Annotated in this window: 19 protein-coding genes and 1 riboswitch; of the genes, 12 read left to right on the plus strand and 7 right to left on the minus strand. The window is 70.7% G+C overall.

The window, feature by feature from the left end:
• Window positions 1–232: 232 nt before the first annotated feature.
• From ACYQ78_RS02255 to ACYQ78_RS02270, 4 genes are read right to left on the minus strand one after another with little or no spacing between them, the layout of a single operon-like run.
• Window positions 233–520 (minus strand): Lrp/AsnC family transcriptional regulator, encoded by a 288-nt coding sequence (locus ACYQ78_RS02255; RefSeq protein ID WP_459798949.1) that lies wholly within the window; start codon window positions 518–520, stop codon window positions 233–235.
• Between the two features lie 27 nt (window positions 521–547).
• On the minus strand, window positions 548–2,278 hold the full coding sequence (locus tag ACYQ78_RS02260) for a DEDD exonuclease domain-containing protein (protein WP_459798950.1): 1,731 nt from the start codon (window positions 2,276–2,278) through the stop codon (window positions 548–550).
• Between the two features lie 21 nt (window positions 2,279–2,299).
• Window positions 2,300–2,848 (minus strand): GNAT family N-acetyltransferase, encoded by a 549-nt coding sequence (locus tag ACYQ78_RS02265; RefSeq protein ID WP_459798951.1) that lies wholly within the window; start codon window positions 2,846–2,848, stop codon window positions 2,300–2,302.
• Window positions 2,849–2,876: 28 nt separating this feature from the next.
• Window positions 2,877–3,086, minus strand: coding sequence for a hypothetical protein (locus tag ACYQ78_RS02270; protein WP_459798952.1), 210 nt, complete (start codon window positions 3,084–3,086; stop codon window positions 2,877–2,879).
• Between the two features lie 170 nt (window positions 3,087–3,256).
• On the opposite strand from ACYQ78_RS02270, the gene ACYQ78_RS02275 reads away from it, so the two are divergent.
• From ACYQ78_RS02275 to ACYQ78_RS02300, 6 genes are all read left to right on the plus strand, one after another.
• Entirely contained in the window at window positions 3,257–4,573 is a 1,317-nt protein-coding gene (locus tag ACYQ78_RS02275) for an NYN domain-containing protein (RefSeq protein WP_459798953.1), read from the plus strand.
• Between the two features lie 137 nt (window positions 4,574–4,710).
• Window positions 4,711–5,652 carry a C40 family peptidase gene (locus ACYQ78_RS02280; protein ID WP_459798954.1) on the plus strand — a complete coding sequence of 314 codons (942 nt, stop codon included), beginning with the start codon at window positions 4,711–4,713 and terminating at the stop codon, window positions 5,650–5,652.
• Between the two features lie 263 nt (window positions 5,653–5,915).
• Window positions 5,916–6,077, plus strand: a riboswitch (cyclic di-AMP (ydaO/yuaA leader).
• Between the two features lie 121 nt (window positions 6,078–6,198).
• A complete protein-coding gene (locus ACYQ78_RS02285) occupies window positions 6,199–6,702 on the plus strand; it encodes a C40 family peptidase (RefSeq protein ID WP_459798955.1) in 504 nt (167 codons plus the stop codon).
• An 84-nt stretch (window positions 6,703–6,786) separates the two neighbouring features.
• Complete coding sequence (locus ACYQ78_RS02290) at window positions 6,787–7,566, plus strand: gluzincin family metallopeptidase (RefSeq protein WP_459798956.1); 780 nt, start codon at window positions 6,787–6,789, stop codon at window positions 7,564–7,566.
• The gene (locus ACYQ78_RS02295) at window positions 7,563–8,804 is read left to right on the plus strand and encodes a M48 family metallopeptidase (protein WP_459798957.1); all 1,242 of its coding nucleotides are present in this window, start codon (window positions 7,563–7,565) and stop codon (window positions 8,802–8,804) included. The genes ACYQ78_RS02290 and ACYQ78_RS02295 overlap by 4 nt, the downstream gene beginning before the upstream one ends.
• Window positions 8,801–9,919 carry a glycosyltransferase family 4 protein gene (locus ACYQ78_RS02300; RefSeq protein ID WP_459798958.1) on the plus strand — a complete coding sequence of 373 codons (1,119 nt, stop codon included), beginning with the start codon at window positions 8,801–8,803 and terminating at the stop codon, window positions 9,917–9,919. The genes ACYQ78_RS02295 and ACYQ78_RS02300 overlap by 4 nt, the downstream gene beginning before the upstream one ends.
• Here the strand turns inward: ACYQ78_RS02300 and ACYQ78_RS02305 are convergent.
• Window positions 9,910–11,655 (minus strand): AMP-dependent synthetase/ligase, encoded by a 1,746-nt coding sequence (locus ACYQ78_RS02305; protein ID WP_459798959.1) that lies wholly within the window; start codon window positions 11,653–11,655, stop codon window positions 9,910–9,912. The genes ACYQ78_RS02300 and ACYQ78_RS02305 overlap by 10 nt on opposite strands.
• Window positions 11,656–11,831: 176 nt before the next feature.
• On the opposite strand from ACYQ78_RS02305, the gene ACYQ78_RS02310 reads away from it, so the two are divergent.
• From ACYQ78_RS02310 to ACYQ78_RS02335, 6 genes are all read left to right on the plus strand, one after another.
• Window positions 11,832–12,599: a metallophosphoesterase family protein gene (locus ACYQ78_RS02310; protein ID WP_459798960.1), complete on the plus strand. Its 768-nt coding sequence runs from the start codon at window positions 11,832–11,834 to the stop codon at window positions 12,597–12,599.
• Between the two features lie 14 nt (window positions 12,600–12,613).
• A complete protein-coding gene (locus ACYQ78_RS02315) occupies window positions 12,614–13,048 on the plus strand; it encodes an SRPBCC family protein (RefSeq protein WP_459798961.1) in 435 nt (144 codons plus the stop codon).
• Complete coding sequence (locus tag ACYQ78_RS02320) at window positions 13,045–14,193, plus strand: ArsA family ATPase (RefSeq protein WP_459798962.1); 1,149 nt, start codon at window positions 13,045–13,047, stop codon at window positions 14,191–14,193. Before ACYQ78_RS02315 ends, ACYQ78_RS02320 begins: the two co-directional genes overlap by 4 nt.
• A complete protein-coding gene (locus tag ACYQ78_RS02325) occupies window positions 14,190–14,603 on the plus strand; it encodes a hypothetical protein (RefSeq protein WP_459798963.1) in 414 nt (137 codons plus the stop codon). The genes ACYQ78_RS02320 and ACYQ78_RS02325 overlap by 4 nt, the downstream gene beginning before the upstream one ends.
• Window positions 14,604–14,622: 19 nt before the next feature.
• Entirely contained in the window at window positions 14,623–15,567 is a 945-nt protein-coding gene (locus ACYQ78_RS02330; RefSeq protein WP_459798964.1) for an ROK family glucokinase, read from the plus strand.
• Between the two features lie 62 nt (window positions 15,568–15,629).
• Window positions 15,630–16,202 (plus strand): endonuclease/exonuclease/phosphatase family protein, encoded by a 573-nt coding sequence (locus ACYQ78_RS02335; protein WP_459798965.1) that lies wholly within the window; start codon window positions 15,630–15,632, stop codon window positions 16,200–16,202.
• On the opposite strand, the gene ACYQ78_RS02340 is transcribed toward ACYQ78_RS02335, so the two are convergent.
• Complete coding sequence (locus ACYQ78_RS02340) at window positions 16,166–18,319, minus strand: bifunctional polysaccharide deacetylase/glycosyltransferase family 2 protein (protein WP_459798966.1); 2,154 nt, start codon at window positions 18,317–18,319, stop codon at window positions 16,166–16,168. The genes ACYQ78_RS02335 and ACYQ78_RS02340 overlap by 37 nt on opposite strands.
• A 68-nt stretch (window positions 18,320–18,387) precedes the next feature.
• Window positions 18,388–18,960: a hypothetical protein gene (locus ACYQ78_RS02345; protein WP_459798967.1), complete on the minus strand. Its 573-nt coding sequence runs from the start codon at window positions 18,958–18,960 to the stop codon at window positions 18,388–18,390.
• Between the last annotated feature and the right edge of the window lie 164 nt (window positions 18,961–19,124).

The raw sequence follows: 19,124 nt of genomic DNA on the forward strand, positions 1-19,124 counted from the left end.
GAGTCGCCGATCTGTGGCCTGCGCGCTGAGAGTCGCCGATCTGTGGCCGGCCCTCTGAGAGTCGTCGGCCTGCGGCCCGATCTCTGAGGGTCGCCGACTTGCATCCCGGGCTCTGGGAGTCGCGGACTGCAGCCGCTCTCTGTGAGTCGCGGGCCTGCACCCCGTGCGCAGAGAATCGGCAGATCCCGGGCTCGATGCCTTCAGGCCGTGAACGGCCGGTTCGTGACGACCCTTAGTCGGCGTCGGCCAGGCCGATGGAGAAGGCCGCTTCGAGGTCGTGCTTGGAATACGTCCGGAAGGCGATGTGGGTGTCGGTCGCTCGGACGCCCTCGACCTTGTTGATGCGCCCCGGCACGACTTCGGCGATCTCCTCGTAGTGGGCGACCCGGACCATGGCCATCAGGTCGAACTCGCCGGTGATCGAGTAGACCTCGCTGACGCCGGGGAGACCGGCGATCGCCTGCGCGACCTCGGGGATCCGGTCGACGTCGGCCTTGATGTGCACGATCGCGGTGACCAAAGCGTGCTCCTTTCCGAGGGCCCCAACCTATCGCAGCGGTCTGCCCTCCCTGGCTGACCGGGAACCTCCCTGGTCGTAGGCCCGGTCGATGCGCAGCTTGAGCCGCCCGGCGCCGAAAGCAGGAAGGCTCCACCCCTCTTCCACCCGCACCAGCCGGACCCCCGGCGACTCGAGCCAGCGCAGGATGGTCTCGGTCTCCTCGGCGCTGGCCGCGGGGGTCGGGCCGGGGCCGGGGATCACCGTCTCGGCGGTCGCGACCAGGGCCTCGACATAAGGGACCGGGTGGGCGCCGCGCGGCATCACCCCGGCGGCGGTCAGGCGGCCGTGGCGGATGACGTGGATGTCCCAGGCGCCGTCCTTCCCGGGGCTGGCGGCCACCATCTGACTGATCGCGCTCAGGCCGGTCAGCCGTTGCATGCGCGCCACGGCGCGGACGTAGGCGGCCAGGCGGTCGCGGTCGACGGCGGCCTCCTCGTAGCGCTGCTCGGCCGAAAGACGGTCCATGCGGGCCTCAACGGCGGAGAAGACGCTGCCGCCGTCGAGGAGCATGGCGTGGCGGGCGGCCGCGACGTGGCGGGCGTAATCGTCGTGGCTCTCGCGGCCCTCGCAGGGCGCGCCGCACTTGCCGATCTCGGCCAGCGCGCAGGCGCCCCGCTTGACCGTGAGGGACAGGCGTTCGGTGCACTGGCGCAGGGGGAGCGCCTCGTGGATGGCGGAGCGGGCGTCGTCGGCGGTGCGGCTGCTGCCGAACGGGCCCAGATAGGTGGCGCCGTCGTCCTTCAGGTCGCGCACGATGCTCAGGCGGGGGAACGGCTCGTCGGTCAGCTTCAGCCAGACGACCCGCTCGGGGAACCGCGACCGCCGGTTGTAGCGGGGCTTGGTCTCACCGATCATGCGTAACTCGCGGATCTCGGCCTCCAGCGGGGTCGCGCACACGATGTGGCGCACCCGCTCGGCGATGCCGACCATCTCGCGGACCCGCGGCCGGGTCTCGCTCGCGGTGAAGTAGCTGCGCACGCGGGTGCGGAGACTGCTGCTCTTGCCGACGTAGAGAGCCTCGCCGCGGGCGTCTTCGAAGACGTACACCCCCGGCTTGTCGGGCACGCCGTCGGCCAGGTGGCGCTTGCGGCGCTGTTCGGGGGTGGGCATCCGGACGAAGCCCTTGAGCTCCTCCAGCGAGTGGACGCCCAGGTTGCCCACGCGGGAGATCAGGCCGTGGAGAACGTCGACCGTGGCCTGGGCGTCGGCCAGGGCGCGGTGGCAGGGCTCGACCGAGCTGCGGAAGAACCGGGCGAGGGTGCCCAGCTTGCAGTTGGGGGTCTCGTCGCGGGTCAGGACCCGGCGGGCCAGGTCGGCGGTGTCGACGACCGCGTTGACCGGCGGCGGGTAGCCCTGGCGGGCGCACTCGGCCTTGAGGAAGCCCATGTCGAACGGGGCGTTGTGGGCGACCAGGGCGGCGCCCCTGATGAACTCGAGGAAGCTCGGCAGGACCTCGGTCATCTTCGGCGCCGCCACCACCATGGCGTCGGTGATGCCGGTCAGCACCGAGACGAAGGGCGGGATCGGGCCGCCGGGGTCGACCAGGGTGGCGAACTCGCCCAGCACCACGCCGCCGCGCACCTTGACCGCGCCGATCTCGGTGATCGCGCACTCGGCGGGGGAGGTGCCGGTCGTCTCCAGGTCGAACACCACGAAGGTGACGTCGACGAGGGGGGTCCCCAGATCGTCCAGCGTGCCCTGTTCCACGCAGTCGACCATAGAGAGCCCGACCGACACTTCCTAGAAGTCGCGCCGCAACACGGCGTACACGATCTCGTCGGTCCACTCGCCCTTGACCATCTCGTTCTCCACGAGATGGGCCTCCCTGCGCATGCCGAGCCGCTCCATGACCTTGGTCGAGGCGGTGTTGCGGCCGTCGCAGCGGGCCACGATCCGGTGCAGGCCGAGGCCCTCGAAGCCGAGGCGGAGCATCTCCTTCGTGGCCTCGGTGGCGTAGCCCCTGCCGTGGTGGCCGGGGTGGAAGACGTAGCCGACCTCGCCCTGCCGGTGTTCGCGGCTGCGCCAGAACAGGAGGACCTCGCCGATCAGCTCGCCCGTCTCGCGGAGGGTGACCGCCAGGCACAGCACCTGGCCCTCGTCGGTGAGCTCGGTGACGGCCGCCTTCTCCGTCAGGGTCGTGCGCACCTGTTCGAGGTCGCGGGGCTCCCAGTAGAGGAAGCGGGCGACCTCGGGGAGCGAGTAGAAGGAGTGGAGATCGGTCAGGTCGTCGAGGGTGAAGGGTCGCAGCACCAGGCGGGGCGTCTCGATGGGCAGCGCGGGCTTGAACATCCGTGCAGACTAAACCGGGACAAACGGCTCAGGCGACTTCTTTCTCCATGCGGGCCGCCGCGATCGTGGCCTCGGTCGTCAGGGCCGCCAGCAGGACGCGGTGGCGTTGCAGCTCGGCGTCGAAGCGCCAGGCGGCCGGGCCGGTCCATCGGGGGAAGGTCCGTAGCGCCCACACGGGTTCGAGCACGTCGTCGAGCTCGGCGGCCAGGCGCCGCAGATGGTCACTCGCAATCGTCACGCCTGTCATTGTGACATCACGTGACCGATCCTTGACGTAACGTGAGCGATTTATGAGACAAGTGGTTCGTGTCCTACTTGCTCCCTGTTGGCGTCGCTGAACGTGATGTAGTGGACTCGCAGAGCCGTACCCTTGAATGAACGACCAGGACAGGAAAGAGAGCAGCAGGGATGAGTTCAGCCGGAGAGGGCCTGTCTCGTCCCCTGCCCGAGCAGGTGCGAACACACGTCGTCGAACTGGCGGCTCAGGTCTTGGGGACGATGCCCGCCGTGTCGGTGCCGGCGCCGCTGCGCGCCGTCGCCAAGTTCGAGCCGCGCAAGCGCGCCCGTCTGGGGTCGGCCCCCATCGCGGCCCAGCTCGAGAACGACAAGAAGTTCCGCGAACTGGTCGCCGAGGCGCTGACCCAGGCGTGGCCCGAGCTGGTCGCCGCACTCGCCGAAGAGACGGTTCCGCCCGCGGCCGAGCCCGTTCTGGTCGCGGCGGCAGCCTATCTGACCCGCCCGCCCGGGTGGGCCGGGATGGTCGAACTGGCGCGCGAAGACCTCGATCAGGCCGCCGCGCTCGACACGCAGCGTGAGCAGGCCGAGGGGCGGCTGAAGGAACAGCTCGACCGGCAGCGCACGGCCGCCAAAGAGGAGATCGACCGGGTCCGCGAGCAGCTCAAGGCCGCTCGCGCCGAGAACACCGACCTGCGCCGCAAGCTCCACGACGCCCGCGAGCGGGCCAGGGCCGCCGAGCAGCGGGCCGGGGAGCTCGAGGCGGCCACCGCCGACGCCCGAGCCAAGATCGCCGGGGCCGGGGCCGCCGCCGAGACCGAGCTGCGCCGCCTGAAGGAGCGCCTGGCCGAAGCCGAGCGTCATCTGGAGGCCAGCCGCCGCGCCGCCCGCGAGGGCCGCTCCGTCGAGGACGCGCGCATCCGGGTGCTCATGGACGCCCTCGAAGACGCCGCCAAGGGCCTGCGCAAGGAACTGGCGCTGCCGACCACGATCAGCAGACCGGCCGACTACGTCACCGCCGTCAGCGGCACCGCCCCCTCGGTCCGCGACGTGCCGGCCCGCGCGCTGGCCGACGACGACCCGCAGCTGCTCGACCAGCTCCTCGCGATACCGAACCTCCACCTGATCATCGACGGCTACAACGTGACCAAGTCGGGTTACGGCACTCTCACCCTCGCCGACCAGCGGCAACGCCTGCTGACCGGGCTCGGCGGGCTGGCCGTCCAGGTGCGGGTCGAGATCACGTGCGTGTTCGACGGCGCCGAGCTCGACGGTCCTGTACAGGTGTCGGCACCGCGGGGGGTGCGGGTGGCGTTCAGCGCGCCCGGTCAGATAGCCGACGATCTCATCCGGCAGATGGTCCAGATCGAGCCGCAGGGCCGTGCGATCGCCGTCGTGTCGTCCGACCGGGAGGTCGGGGTGTCTGTCCGAAAGATGGGCGCTCGTCCCGTTCCTTCCGTCCTGCTCCTCCGGCGTCTTGGCCGTGCGTGATCATTCCGTTGCCAACCGTGATGACCTGCGTGAATACTTGCGAATCGGTTGAGGCTACTTGTTCCTCTGAGTAAAGTCCCGACCCAGGTCTGTCCGGTATGGAGGGGGTTTCGGGCGTGCGTGGGCGGGTACCGGCCGTGGCTGGTTTTGCGGCGTTCGTTCTGCTTCTTCCGATCGCGGGAGCGGCGGCCGATCCGAAGCCGACCATCCCCCAGGCGAAGGCGAAGCTCGCGAAGCTGAACAAGCAGGCCGACCAGTTGGTCGAGGACTACAACCAGGCCAACGAGAAGTACAAGAAGTCCAAGAAGAAGTACGGACTGATCAACACCTCCTTCAAGAAGCAGAACGTCCGCGTCGAGACCCTCCGGGTCGACGTGGTGGGGCTGGCGGTCTCCAGCTACCAGACGGGCGACCTGCGGAGCATGTCCGGCATGTTCGGCAACCCGAACCCCCAGATCGCGCTCAGCGGCATGGCGATCCTCAACCAGCTCGCCACCAGCAGGAAGCTCCTCCTCAGCGAGTACGAAGGCGCCATCAAGGGCCTGAAGGACCAGCGCGACCAGCTCAAGGCGGCCCTCGAGGAGGACACCGAGATCCGCGCCGACCTGGCGGCCAAGAAGAAGAAGACCGACAAGATGGTCGACGAGCAGATGAAGGTCCTCCGCGAACTGGGCGCCTTCAACCCGGGTAACCCGCAGAGCACCGGCCAGGTCTACTCGGGCCCCGCCTCCGGCAACGCCCGAGCCGCGCTCGACTTCGCCTTCGCCCAGATCGGCAAGCCCTACCGCTACGGCGGCACCGGCCCCGGCTCGTGGGACTGCTCCGGGCTCGTCCAGGCCTCCTGGCGGGCCGGTGGGGTCAGCCTGCCACGTACCAGCTACGAGCAGTGGGCCTGGGGCAAGAACCGCCAGGTGCCGATCAGCGACCTGCAGGCCGGCGACCTCGTCTGGCACAGCGGTTTCGGACACGTCGGGCTCTATACCGGACAGGGTTCGGTGGTCCACGCGCCGCAGACCGGTGACGTCGTGAAGATCACGCCGCTGGCCCAGTACAACCCCGACAAGGCCGTTCGTCCTTAGTGTGTCTTGCGTCACTTGTGGGGCTTTTTTCATGTTGTGCGCCAAGGGGTGTGACGAGAGTCACATCAACCCCTGAAATCCCGCCATATGCAGGCGTTTTCGAATAGCGCGCGAGTTTATCTGATCTTTATCTTTCTCCAAAACTTTGCCGACTTATGGCTGAGTCGGTAACTTCTGGCCTCGCGACGAGCAATCCATGCCGTCCGGGGAGACTCCGGCGCGAAGGCGCTGATGTCTTAATAAAGATCCATGTGTCGCACATCACCGCGGCACGGCCGAATCCATGCAGCCAGGAGGCATGGAGCCGGGGACCCAAAAGGTTCCCCAGAGGAGCCAAGGGGTGAATCGGTGCTCGTTTCGCACCGTAGGGCGACTTCCCTGCCCGAATCCGTCAGCTAACCCGGTAGGCATCAGAGGAAGACACTAGGAGCAATCCTGTCCACAACCCCCGCATGTCTGTCTCGCATCGCCCGCCTCTCCCTTGGCGGCGTCGCGCTCACGGCTTCGGTCGGGGCGGTCACGGCGCCTCCCGCGCGGGCCGATGAGGTGACGGTCACCGTCACGAGGAACACCACGGCGGTCCCGGTCTCGGGAGAGGCGGCGCCCGCCGCTCCCTCGGCCGCGAAGAGCCAGGCCAAGAGCAAGTCGACCAAGCGCGTCAAGAAGCTGAGCAAGGCCCAGCGCCAGCGGGTCCTGGCCGGCAAGGCGGTCGCGATCGCGAAGAAGCAGATCGGTGACCCCTACCGGTGGGGTGCCACCGGTCCCGGCTCGTTCGACTGTTCCGGCCTGGTCCAGTTCGCCTGGCGCAAGGCGGGCGTCAAACTGCCCCGTACGACCTGGTCCCAGAAGAGCTCGGTGAAGAAGAAGATCAGCTGGAAGGCGATGAAGCCGGGCGATCTCGTTTTCACCAGCGGCGGGGGCCACGTAGGCATGTACGTCGGCCACGGCAAGATGATCCACTCCCCGAACTCCGGTTCGCGGGTCCGGATCGACAAGCTGGACACCTACCGCAAGCGCACCTTCGTGGGCGCGGTTCGGCCCGGGTTCTAACCCGGTCCGAAGTACCGATCGGCCCCGTCCGCCACCTTCCCGGCGGGCGGGGCCGCGGTGTTTTCGTTTGTAGTATCCGTTGACATGCGGTTCCTGGTCACGGTCGGTGCGCTGCTGGCCGTCCTGTCCGCCGGGCAACCCCCGAAGGTCCTGTACGGCCAGAGCTGGCCCTTCGCCGTGCGGACGGGCCACATCCAGGTGCTGGCGGCCGACGAACGCTTTCCCGAGCTGGCCCCACAGGCGGCGCGGGCCGCCGAGGCGGTGAAGCGGGTCTGGGGCTCCGCGCCGGAGGCGACCGTCCTCGCGCCCGCCACGACCGAGAGGGCCGCCGAGATCGCCCGGCCCGCCCCGGTGACCGGCATGGCCGCCCTGGCCGGCCCCGGCTTCGTGGTGATCGAACCCGGGAACTGGGCCTCGCTGTCGCCCCAGGGACGGGTGATCGTGCTGGCCCACGAGCTCACCCACGTGGCCACCGGCGCCGCGACGAGCCCTGAGATGCCCGTGTGGCTGGTGGAGGGCTACGCCGACTACGTCGGCTACCGTGACAGCGGCCTCCCGACCGCGACGGTCGCAGCCGAGCTCGCCACAGACCCGCAGGCGCCGCGGGAACTGCCGACCCGGGCCGACTTCACCGCCGGGGGCGCGCGGGTCCCCCAGGCCTACCAGGAGGCCTGGCTCGCCTGCCGCTACATCGCCGCGCGCTACGGCGAGGCGAAACTGACCGCGCTCTACCGCGCGGCCCAGGCCGATCCGGCCACCGCGCTGCGGCGCACGCTGGGCGTCGGAGAGGCCGAGCTGACCGCGGCCTGGGCCGACTACGTGATACGAAGTGTTCCGGAGGCGGAGTGGAACGTACGGGGATGAAAGCTGCGGCCTGGGGTCTGGCCGGGCTCGGGGTGGCGATCGTCGCGGTGGTGGCGCTGACCACGCCCTGGCGCGCGCTGCCGGCCGGGGCGCCCGAGGTGACGCCCGATCCGGTCCGTGACTTCGGCGCCGACCAGATCGCCAGGGCCGACGCCTTCGACGCCGCGACGAGCGCGCCGTCGTACATCTCCCTCGGGATCACGCTCGTGATCGCCGGGGTGCTGGTCGCGACCCCGCTCGGGGCGCGGCTCATCGGCCGCCTCAAGGGACCCTGGTGGGTGCGGGCGCTAGCGGGGGTGGCCGGGGTCTACCTGGTGTCGCTGGTGCTCCGCTGGCCGCTCGGCATGTGGTTCGAGACGATCCTGCGCGACTACGGGCTCTCGACGCAGACGTGGGGCACCTGGACCGCCGACCGGCTCAAGAACTTCGCCCTCCAGTTCCTGCTGGCGGCGGTGATGGTCGTGGTGGTCATCGCGCTGGCCCGCCGGTGGCCGCGCCGCTGGTGGATCCCCGCCTCGATCGGCGCGTTCACGCTCACGCTGGCGCTGTCGTTCCTCTACCCGATCGTGGTCGAGCCCGTCTTCAACGACTTCACCCCGCTCCCGCAGGGGCAGCTCCGCAAGAGCCTGCTGGCGATGGCCGACCGCGACGGGGTGCCGGTCGACGACGTGCTGGTCGCCGACGCCTCCCGGCGGACGACCGCGCTCAACGCCTACGTCTCGGGGTTCGGCGCGACCCGGCGCATCGTCGTCTACGACACGCTGCTCGAGGTGCCCGAGCCGGAGATCGAGCTGATCGTCGCCCACGAGCTCGGCCACGCCAAGACCGACGACGTCCTGCACGGCACCCTCGTCGGAGCGCTGGGGGCCGCGTTCGGGGCGTGCGCGCTGTTCGTCGCGGGCAACCTGCTGCGGCGCCGCACCGGGGTCCCGTCGCTGGGCGACCCGAGGGCGGCGGCGCTGCTGGTCGGGCTCGTCTCGCTCGGCACGGTGCTGTCGGGGCCGGCCCAGAACCTGGTGAGCCGGCACATCGAGGCGCGGGCCGACGCCCACGCCCTCCAGCTCACCGAAGACCCGGTCACGTTCGCCGCGATGCAGCGCAACCTGGCCACCCGCAACATCTCCGACCTGAGCCCGTCGCCTCTGGAGTACGTCCTCTACTCCTCCCACCCGACCGCGCCGCAGCGCATCGCGATGGCCCGGTCGTGGGGGCTGCTCCACGGGCAGCGGGTGCCGTGACGCGGGTCGTGGTGGTGACCAACGACTTCCCGCCGCGCTCGGGCGGCATCCAGTCGTTCGTGCACGCCCTGGCCGTCCGGCTCCCGGCCTCCTCCGTGGTCGTGTACGCCCCTCGCTGGGAGGGCTGCGCCGAGTTCGACGCCCGGCAGGGCTACCGCGTGGTGCGTCACCCGACGAGCCTGATGCTGCCGACGCGCGACGTGGCCAAGCGGGCGGGCGAGCTGATCCGGCCGGGGTCGACGGTGGTGTTCGGGGCCGCCGCGCCGCTCGGGCTGCTCGGCGGGGCGCTGCGGGCGGCCGGGGCCGAGCGGGTGGTCATGCTGACCCACGGCCACGAGGCGTCGTGGGCCCGGCTGCCGCTCGCGGGCACGCTGCTGCGCCGCATCGGGGCGCACGCCGACGTGGTGACCTATCTCGGCGACTACACCCGGCGCCACCTGACGGCCCGCATCCCGGCGGGGAAGCTCACCCGGCTCGCTCCGGGGGTCGACACCTCGGTGTTCCGGCCGGGGGCCGGAGGTAAGCGAATACGCGAGGCGCTCGGGCTGGGGGAGCGGCCCGTGGTGGTCTGCGTGTCCCGCCTGGTCGCCAGGAAAGGACAGGACCGGCTGATCGAGGCGTGGCCGGAGGTGGCCCAGGCCGTACCGGAAGCAGAGCTTCTGCTGGTCGGCGGCGGGCCGGGGCGGGCGGCGCTGGAGCGCGCGGCGAAGGGGCGCGGGGACATCCGGTTCACCGGGCCGGTGCCCGACCGCGACCTGCCCGCCTACTACGACGCCGGAGACGTGTTCGCGATGCCCTGCCGCAGCCGCCTCGGCGGGCTCGACGTCGAGGGGCTCGGCATCGTCTACCTGGAGGCCTCCGCCAGCGGGCTGCCCGTGGTCGCGGGCGCCTCCGGCGGCGCGCCCGACGCGGTCAGGCACGGCGAGACGGGGCTGGTGGTCGACGGCGACTCCACCCGGGAGATCGCCGCCGCGCTGATCGAGCTGCTCGCGAACCCCGAGGCCGCGCGGGCCATGGGCACGCGCGGCCGGGAGTGGATCGAACGCGACTGGACCTGGGACCAGGTCGCCGCCCGCTTCGGTGAGCTGCTGACGGCGCCGGTCGGTCAGCCGTAGATCTCGTCGACCTGCTTGGCGAAGTCGCGCATCACGATGTTGCGCTTGAGCTTCAGCGACGGGGTCAGGTGGCCGGTCTCCTCGGTCAGGTCGCCGTCGAGGATGACGAACTTCTTGATCTGCTCGGCCTTCGACACCATCTTGTTGGCGTTGTCGACCGCGCCCTGCACCTCGGCCCTGATCTGCTCCTCGGTCAGGTCGACCCCGGCCATCGCCTCGGGGTCCATGGTGACGAGGGCCGCGATGAACGGCCTGTCGTCGCCGATCACCAGGACCTGGCTGATCAGGCGGTGCGCCCGGATGCTGTCTTCGAGCGGGCCCGGCGCGACGTTCTTGCCGGCCGCGGTGACCAGGATCTCCTTCTTGCGGCCGGTGATGCGCAGGTAGCCGTCGGAGTCGAGTTCGCCGACGTCGCCGGTGTGGAACCAGCCCTGGCCGTCGATGACCTCGGCGGTGGCCTTCTCGTTGTTCCAGTAGCCGTCGAAGATGTGGCGGCCCTTGACCAGGATCTCCTTGTCGTCGGCGATCCGGATCGTCACCCCAGGGAACGGCTTGCCGACGGTGCCGATCTTGTTGGCGCCGGGGATGTTGACCGTGGACGGGGCGGAGGTCTCGGTCAGGCCGTAGCCCTCCAGGACCTCGATGCCGACGCCGCGGAAGAAGTGGCCGAGGCGCTCGCCCAGCGCGGAGCCGCCGGAGACGGCGTTGGTCAGGCGGCTGCCGGTGGCGGCGCGGAGCTTGGTGTAGACGAGCTTGTCGAACGCGGCGTGCTTGAGCTTCAGGCCGAACCCGGCGCCGCCGGTCGACTGCGCCTTGCTGTAGTCGATGGCGACCTGGGCGGCGGTGGCGAAGATCTTGCCCTTGCCGTCGGCGGTGGCCTTCTGCTCGGCGCCGTTGTAGACCTTCTCGAACACGCGCGGCACGCCGAGCAGGAACGTCGGCTTGAACGCCTGGAGGTCGGGCGCCACGTTCTTCATGTTCGGGGTGTGCGCCAGGACGGTGCCGGTCTCCACGGTCACGATCTCGACCATGCGGGCGAAGCTGTGCGCGAGCGGCAGGAACAGCAGCACGGCGCGCTCGTCGATGGAGAACATCTTCTCGAGCGGGCCCTGCGCCACGTTGCGCGCGGTGAACAGCAGGTTGTCGTGGGTGATCCGGCAGCCCTTCGGCAGGCCGGTGGTGCCCGAGGTGTAGATGATCGTGGCCAGGTCGTGGCCGCCCCGGGAGGCCCGGCGCTCGGCCAGGGTGTCGTCGGGGACGTCCTTGCCGGCCTCGATCAGCGCGTCGACGGCGCCCTCGTCGAAGATCCAGACGTGGGGCAGGTCGGGGGCGGCCTCGGCGAGGGTCTCGGCGTGGGCCGTGGTCTCGGCGAACGCGCCCCTGGCGCCGGAGTCGGAGATGATCCAGCGCACCTGCTCGGTCGAGCTGGTCTCGTAGATCGGCACGCCCACGCCGCCGGCGGCCCAGATCGCGTAGTCGGCGATCGTCCACTCGTAGCGGGTGCGGCTCATCAGGGCCACCCGGTCGCCCGGCTCCAGGCCGGTGGCGATCAGGCCCTTGGCGACCCCGGCGACCTTCTGCCGGAACTCACCGGCGGTCACCGGGAGCCATTCCGCGCCGGTCTGCACCTTCATGACGACGGTGTTCGGGGTGTCGGCGGCCCGCTGGAACACCGCGTCGGTGCAGTTGGCCGACAAGGGGACGTCCACCAGCACGGGAACGGTGTACTCCTGCACGGTCTCTCCTCTGGGACGGTCAGGTTGCCCGGGACGCTACCGCGTGACACGAACGGTGGATAGTGCCGTCACACAGGCGTTATCCGGTCAATCGCAAGGTATCAGCCCGTGACCGCCCGAATGCCCACCGGCACCGATACGAAACCAAGCATTTGCTCGGGAATATCATGTCCGGCATGCGCATCAACGTCGTGAGCGACGTCCACGGCCGTGCCGACGCCCTCGCCAAGGCGGGAGAGGGCGCCGACGCCCTGATCTGCCTCGGCGATCTGGTGCTGTTCATCGACTACGCCGACATGTCCCAGGGCATCTTCCCCGCGCTGTTCGGCGTGGAGCGGGCGACGGAGTACATCCGGCTGCGCACCGAGAAACGCTTCGAGGAGGCCAGGGCCCTGTCGGCGGTCCTGTGGGCGGAACTCGGCGGCGACCCCCGGGCCCACATCGAGAAGCAGGTGCGCGCCCAGTACGCCGACCTGTTCGCCGCCATGCCGGTGCCCTCCTACCTGACCTACGGCAACGTCGACGTGCCGTCGCTCTGGGCCGAGTACGCGCGCGACGGCCAGACCATCCTCGACGGCCAGACGGCCGAGATCGGCGGCCTGACCTTCGGCTTCGTCGGCGGCGGACTCCAGACGCGCTACCGCACCTCTTACGAGGTCCCCGACGACGTCTACGCCGCCAAGGTCGCCGCGCTCGGCCCGGTCGACGTGCTCTGCACGCACATTCCCCCGGCCGTGCCCGACCTTCTCTACGACGTGGTGGCCCGGCGCTTCGAGCGGGGGAGCGAGGCCACCCTCGACTACATCAGGGAGTTCCAGCCCCGGTACGCGCTCTTCGGGCATGTCCACCAACCGTTGGTGCCCAGGACGCGAATTGGTCGTACCGAATGCCTGAATGTCGGGCATTTCCGGGGCCGCGGCACACCGTTCACCCTGGACCTGTGAGCTAAGGTCGGGCCATGGCTGATCGCACCACGTCGAGCATCGTGATCGGCGCGAGCCGGTCGACAATCCTGGCCGTCATCGCCGACTTCCCCTCCTACCCGGAGTGGGCCGGGCAGGTGAAGTCGGCGCAGGTCGTCACGACCGACGACGACGGGCGTCCGGCGACCGTCCGGTTCGTCCTCGACGCGGGCGTCATCAGCGACGACTACGTGCTCGCCTACTCCTGGGCCGACGACCTGGTGAGCTGGAAGATCGCCCAGGCGGGGAAGATGGTGTCCGGCCTGACCGGCAGCTACCGTCTCGCCGAGAAGGGCGACTCCACCGAGGTCACCTACGAGCTCGCCGTCGACCTCAAGGTCCCCATGATCGGGATGATCAAGCGCAAGGCCGAGAAGGTCATCATCGACACGGCCCTCAAGGGGCTGAAGAAGCGCGTCGAAAAGGCATGAGGACTCTCCTCTTCACGGGGAAGGGCGGCGTCGGCAAGACGACGGCCGCCGCGGCGACCGCGACCCTGGCCGCCCGCCGTGGACTGAAGACCCTGGTCGTGTCGACCGACACCGCCCACTCGCTCGCCGACGCCCTCGCGGTCGCCCCCTCGGGCGAGCCCGCCGAGGTGGCCCGCGGCCTCTACCTCCAGCAGGTCGACACCCAGAAGTCGATGGAACGCCACTGGGGCGACCTGCAGGAATACGCGCGCGGCCTGTTCACCGAGCTCGGCCTCGACGCCATCACCTCGGAAGAGGTGACCGTGCTCCCCGGCGCCGAGGAGATCATCGCGCTGCTCGAACTGCGCGAACAGGCCCGCACCGGCCGCTGGGACGTCATCGTCGTCGACTGCGCCCCCACCGCCGAGACCCTGCGACTGCTCGCGCTCCCCGAGGCCCTCGACTGGCACATCACCCGCCTGCTGCCGATCGGCCGCCGCGTCATGCGCGCCGTCGCCCCGGTCATCCGCGCGGTCGCCAAGGTCAGCGCCCCCGAAGAGGGCGTGCTCAACGCCGGGGAGCGCCTGCACAAGGGCCTGATGGAGGTCCGCGCCCTGCTGACCGGCGACGACGCCTCGGTCCGGCTGGTGCTCACCCCCGAGGCGGTGGTGGTCGCCGAGGCCCGGCGCACTCTTACTTCTCTTTCCCTGTACGGATATCGCGTCGACGCCGTCATTGCCAACCGCGTCTTCCCCGAAGGGGGAGCCGACCCGTGGCGGGCGAAATGGGTCGAGGCGCAGGCCCGCCAGATGGAGACCGTCCACGAGTCGTTCGAACCGCTGCCGATCCTGCGGGTGCCCTACCTGCCCGAGGAACCGGTGGGCGTCGAGGCGCTCGCCGACGTCGCTCAGGCGTTGTACGGATCGCATGATGCTTTTGCTGCGGTTTCTTCCGATCCGCCGCTGGTCTTCGGTGCCGACGAAGTGGTGCTGTCGCTGCCGCTGGCCGGGAAGAACGACATCGATCTGGGCCGCAAGGCCGACGAGCTGATCATCACCGCCGGGCCCTACCGCCGCATCATCGCGCTGCCCGCCGCACTGGCCCGCAGGGAGGTCGCTTCGGCGGCGCTCCGCGACGGCCACCTCCGGGTACGGTTCGAGATATGACGGAAAGCAACGAACGTCCCGACCCCTTCGGCTCGGCCGCCGACGAGGCGTTGAAACTGCTCGACGCGTTGCAGCAGCGCGTGGGCCGTGAGCTCGGCAAAGGCTTCGTGAAGGGCGCGTTCTCCGGCGTGACCGCCACGGCGCAGAAGGCCCGCCCGACTTCCCCTCCCCAGGATGTGTGGAGCGAGGCCGTTTCAGGGCATGATCACGAGGAGTACATCTGCCGGGCCTGCCCGGTTTGCCGGGTGATCGCGGCCCGCCGGGACGCCGGCGGCGACGTGAGTGACCATCTGATGGCGGCGGGAAGCGAGCTGCTCGCGGCCTTCCGGCAGGCGGTCGACTCCCTGCAACGCCCGCCGTCTCCGCGCGGGCCGGGTGAACAGAAGGTAGAACACATCGATCTCGGCTGAGCCGGACGGGAGACACGACATGGCGCTGACCATCGGTATCGACATTGGCGGCACCAAGGTCGCGGCGGGCGTGGTCGACGCCCACGGGCTGATCGTCGAAAGTCTCCTCAAGCCGACCCCGGCCGACAACCCGGCCAAGGTTGCCGAGACCGTGGCCGAGGCGATCAAGGAACTGGCCGACAAGTACGAGGTCGAGGCCGTCGGCGTCGGCGCCGCCGGATTCATCGACGAAACCCGCAGCGTGGTCCGGTTCGCCCCCAACCTCGCCTGGCGCGAGGAACCCCTCCAGCGCAAGCTCACCGAGATGACCGGCCTGCCCATCGTGGTGGAGAACGACGCCAACGCGATGGCGTGGGGCGAGTTCCGCTTCGGCGCGGGCCGGGGCGAGAGCCACCTCATCGCCGTCACGGTCGGCACCGGCATCGGTGGCGGCCTCATCCTCGGCGGCACCGTCTACCGGGGCCGCTGGGGCATGGGCGGCGAGCTCGGCCACATGCAGACCGTGCCCGGCGGCGTGAAGTGCGGCTGCGGGAACCTCGGCTGCTGGGAGCAATATGCCAGCGGCAACGCGCTGGTCCGCGACGCGCGGCGGCTGGCCGCCGAAGACCCCGACCGGGCCTCCACCCTGCTCAAGCTGTCCGGCGGCACCCCCGAGAGCATCGAGGGCCGCGAGGTCACCGACGCCGGGCGGGCCGGTGACCCGGTGGCCCTGGAGGCCTTCGCCACCATGGCGCAGTGGATCGGGCAGGGCCTCGCCGACCTGGCGTCCATCCTCGACCCCGGCTGCTTCATCCTCGGCGGCGGCGTGTCCAACGCCGCCGACCTCTGGCTCGACCAGGCCCGCGAGGCGTTCGCCGAGCGCCTGACCGGCCGTGGCCACCGCCCGGTCGCCGATGTGCGCCTGGCCGAACTCGGCGCGTCCGCCGGTGTGGCCGGAGCCGCCGACCTGGCCCGGTTGCCCTGATCCGCGTCGCCACCTACAACGTCCACGGCCTGCGCGACTCCCGCCCCGCGCTGGCTCGGGTGGTGCGCGCGCTCGCCGTGGACGTGCTGTGCGCGCAGGAACGCGGTTACGGCCGGGCCTTCGCCCGGCTGACCGGGCTCGAAGTGGTGTGCTCCGCCCGGTTCTCCGGGGTGGCGGTCTATGTGCGGCCGGGGGTGCGGGTCTTACACACCGAGCACCACGGGCTGCGGTGGTTCCCCGGCCTCGAACGGCGCTCGATCGCGGTCGCCGTGGTCGAGGCCGAGGGGCTGCGGCTCGCGGTCGCCTCCTTCCACCTCGACCTGCACGCGGGGGCGCGGCTGGCGCACGCCGTGGAGATCTCCCGCCGGGTCGAGACGGTGGCGATGCGGTTCGACGCGGTGCCCGTCGTGGCGGGCGACCTGAACGAGCTGCCGGGCGCGGCGGCGTGGAAACACCTGACCTCCCGCTACGCCGAAGACGGCTCCGGGGGGACCTTCGCGGGCAAGCGCATCGACGCGATCTTCACCGGACGCGGCCTTCGGGCGCTGCCCCGGGGAGTGGCCGAGGCGGAGGAGGACGACCTGGCGGCGGCCTCGGATCACCGGCCGGTGGTGGCCGACCTGCGCTCGGCGTGACCCACGTTGAACGTGCCCTCGCGGCGGACGTTGTGCCAGCGCAGCCGCACCCCCAGCAGCGCCGTCGCGAGTGACTGGATGACCACCAGGTACATGAGCTGCCGGTAGACGAACTGCTGGAACGGCAGGATCCACAGCGCGGAGGCGCGTTCGCCGTCCAGGAGCAGGGCGTACCACCCGATCACCACCTGCACCAGCACGAAACCGGCCCACACCGCCACGACCGGCAGCGGCTCGCCGATCGCCAGGCCGTAGACCGCCATGACGTCGACGACGGGCGCCAGCAGCGGCAGCAGCACGTGGAACAGCGTCAGGTAGCCCAGGCAGCGGCGGCCGAACGGGCTGCGCTCGACGACCGCGCGCCGGTGCTTCCACATCGCCTGCATGGTGCCGTAGCACCAGCGGTAGCGCTGTTTCCACAGCTCGCCGAGGGTCGCGGGCGCCTCGGTCCAGGCCACCGCGTTCTCCTCGTAGACCACGCGCCACCCGGCCCGGCACAGCGCCATCGTCAGGTCGGTGTCCTCGGCCAGGGTGTCGGTGCTCACCCCGCCCAGCGCGACCAGCGCCGAGCGGCGGAACGCCCCGATCGCGCCGGGCACGGTCGCCATGCAGTCGAGCAGCTCGAAGGCGCGGCGGTCGAGGTTGAAGCCGATGACGTATTCGATGTGCTGCCAGCGGCCGATAGCGCCCCGCCGGTTGCCGACCTTGGTGTTCCCGCTCACCGCGCCGATCGCCGGGTCGGCCAGCTGGCGGACGAGCCGGGCGATCGTGGCGGGTTCGAAGACGGTGTCCCCGTCGACCATGATGAGCACCTCGTGGGAGGCCTCCGCGATGCCGGTGTTGAGCGCCGCCGACTTGCCGCCGTTGGGGCGGCGGATCACGCGTACAGAGGGAAGATCGAGCGCCGCCGCCAGGGCGGCGGTGTCGTCGGTCGAGCCGTCGTCGACGACGAGGATCTCCAGCTGCCCCGGGTAGGTGGTGCGGACGAGTGAGCGGATCGTCGCCTGGATCCCCGCCGCCTCGTTGAAGGCGGGCACGATCACGCTCACCGGAGGCGGCGCGGGCCATCGGGGCACCTTGCGCTGCGATCTCCCGCGGGTGCGGTGCGCGTGCACGCCCGCGAGCACCATGAAGAAGCCGAACCGTCCGAGAGTGAGCGCTCCCGCGATGAACAGCGCCCACCGCAGCGCGTTGGTGAAGGCCTCCGAGCCGCGCTGGGCCAGGCTCAGCGCCGAGCCGACGAACCGGTCGGCCCCGCTCGCCGCCCGGTGGGCCGAGGGCATGCCGAGCGCGTCGGTCACCGTGACGGCCCGGTAGCCCCTGCCCGTCAGCTTCGTCAGGACGACGTCGACGGCCTCGACGGTCTGCCGCCGGTCGCCGCCGCCGTCGTGCAGCAGGACGATCGCCCCCCGGTCCTTCGCGGGAAGCGCGGACAGCACGATGTCGTCGGTGCCGGGGCGGCGCCAGTCGTTGGGGTTGAGATCCGCCAGGACGATGAGGTGTCCCTCGGCCGCCAGTTCCTTCATGCTGTCCCACTGGGGGACCGAGACCGCCGCGGGCGGGACGGCGAAGGGCGGCCGGGCCAGCGTCGTGTGCAGCCCCGTCGCCCCGGCCAGCGCCCGCTGGGTGAGCGACGACTCCAGCCGGAGCCGCCAGCCGGGGACGGCCGTCAGGTCGGGCTGGGTGTAGGTGTGGTTGCCCAGCTCGTGGCCCTCGGCGACGATGCGCCGCACCAGCTCGGGGTGTCTGGCCACCCGCGAACCGATGACGAAGAACGTCGCTTTGGCGCCGTGTTCCGCGAGGACGTCGAGGATCTTGGGCGTCCAGACGGGGTCGGGGCCGTCGTCGAACGTCAGGGCGACGGTCCTGTCGGGCGGGCTCGCACTGGCGGGGCGGCCTCCCGTGATGTTGATGACGGGGCCGCCGCTCCGGACGTCGTACAGCTCGGGGGTGGGAAGGTCGTGGAGCGGCGGGGCCTGCGGGATCCCGCCGACGACGTTGCTCGTGTAGCCGTTGAGCACCAGCGCCGCGGCCACCGCCAGCATGCCGACGGCGAAGAGGAACCAGTGCCCCCGGGGTGCCGAGGGGGCGCCGGTGTTCGGTGCGGGCCTGGCCACCGGTGGCGGGCGCCGCTTGCGCGGCGAGCGGCCCCGGGGTGGTGTCTTCGTCCCGGACCCGGGCGCGCTCATCGAGAGGGCCGGCCGGCCAGGAACAGGCCGAGCAGTCCGCCGCCGGTCGTGGGCTCGGTCGTGGGGGTGGCGTCGTCCGAACCGTCCGGAGGCGTGGGATCGGTCGAGAGGTCGGGCGTCGGCTGGGCGTCGGAGCCGGAGACGGCGCCGGGACTTTCCTCCGGCTCCCGGCTCGGCGCCGGGGTGAGCCAGGGCAGCGCGCCCGGTGAGAACTTCGGCCTGAGCGCCGGCCGCGGGCTCGCCGACGGCGAGACGGCGGGGGTGGTGGTGACGACGGCCGGGCGGATCGCCGGGGCGGTCGCCGACACCGAGGGGGTGGGCTGCTCGGTCCGGCTCGGCCGCACCTTCCTGACGGGACTGGGCGACTCCAGATCGGCCACCCCGCCGCGCCGGTCGCCCGGCCACCCGTTCACCGAGAGCCTCGTGTCGGAGAACAGACCACCGACCACGATCACGAACAGCGCCAGGAACGGAACGCTCGACGCGATCGACACCGTCGTGATCAACCGTCGGCGGCGGCCGCTCTGGTCGACGAAGACGGCTGCTGAGGGATATCGCTCAGGAGACACGAGTAAATGGTAGTGAAAGGGATTACGTGGGGGTGACCGATTTCATTCGAGAAGGGTCGCGATTCGGAACGATCCGACATGGGGGGCATGGGATACCGGACAGTATTTTTGGTCCGGCTTATCCGGTGGGGTGGCGATCCAGGTAACGATTCAGCGACTTTCGC

Source organism: Herbidospora sp. RD11066 (assembly GCF_054661255.1).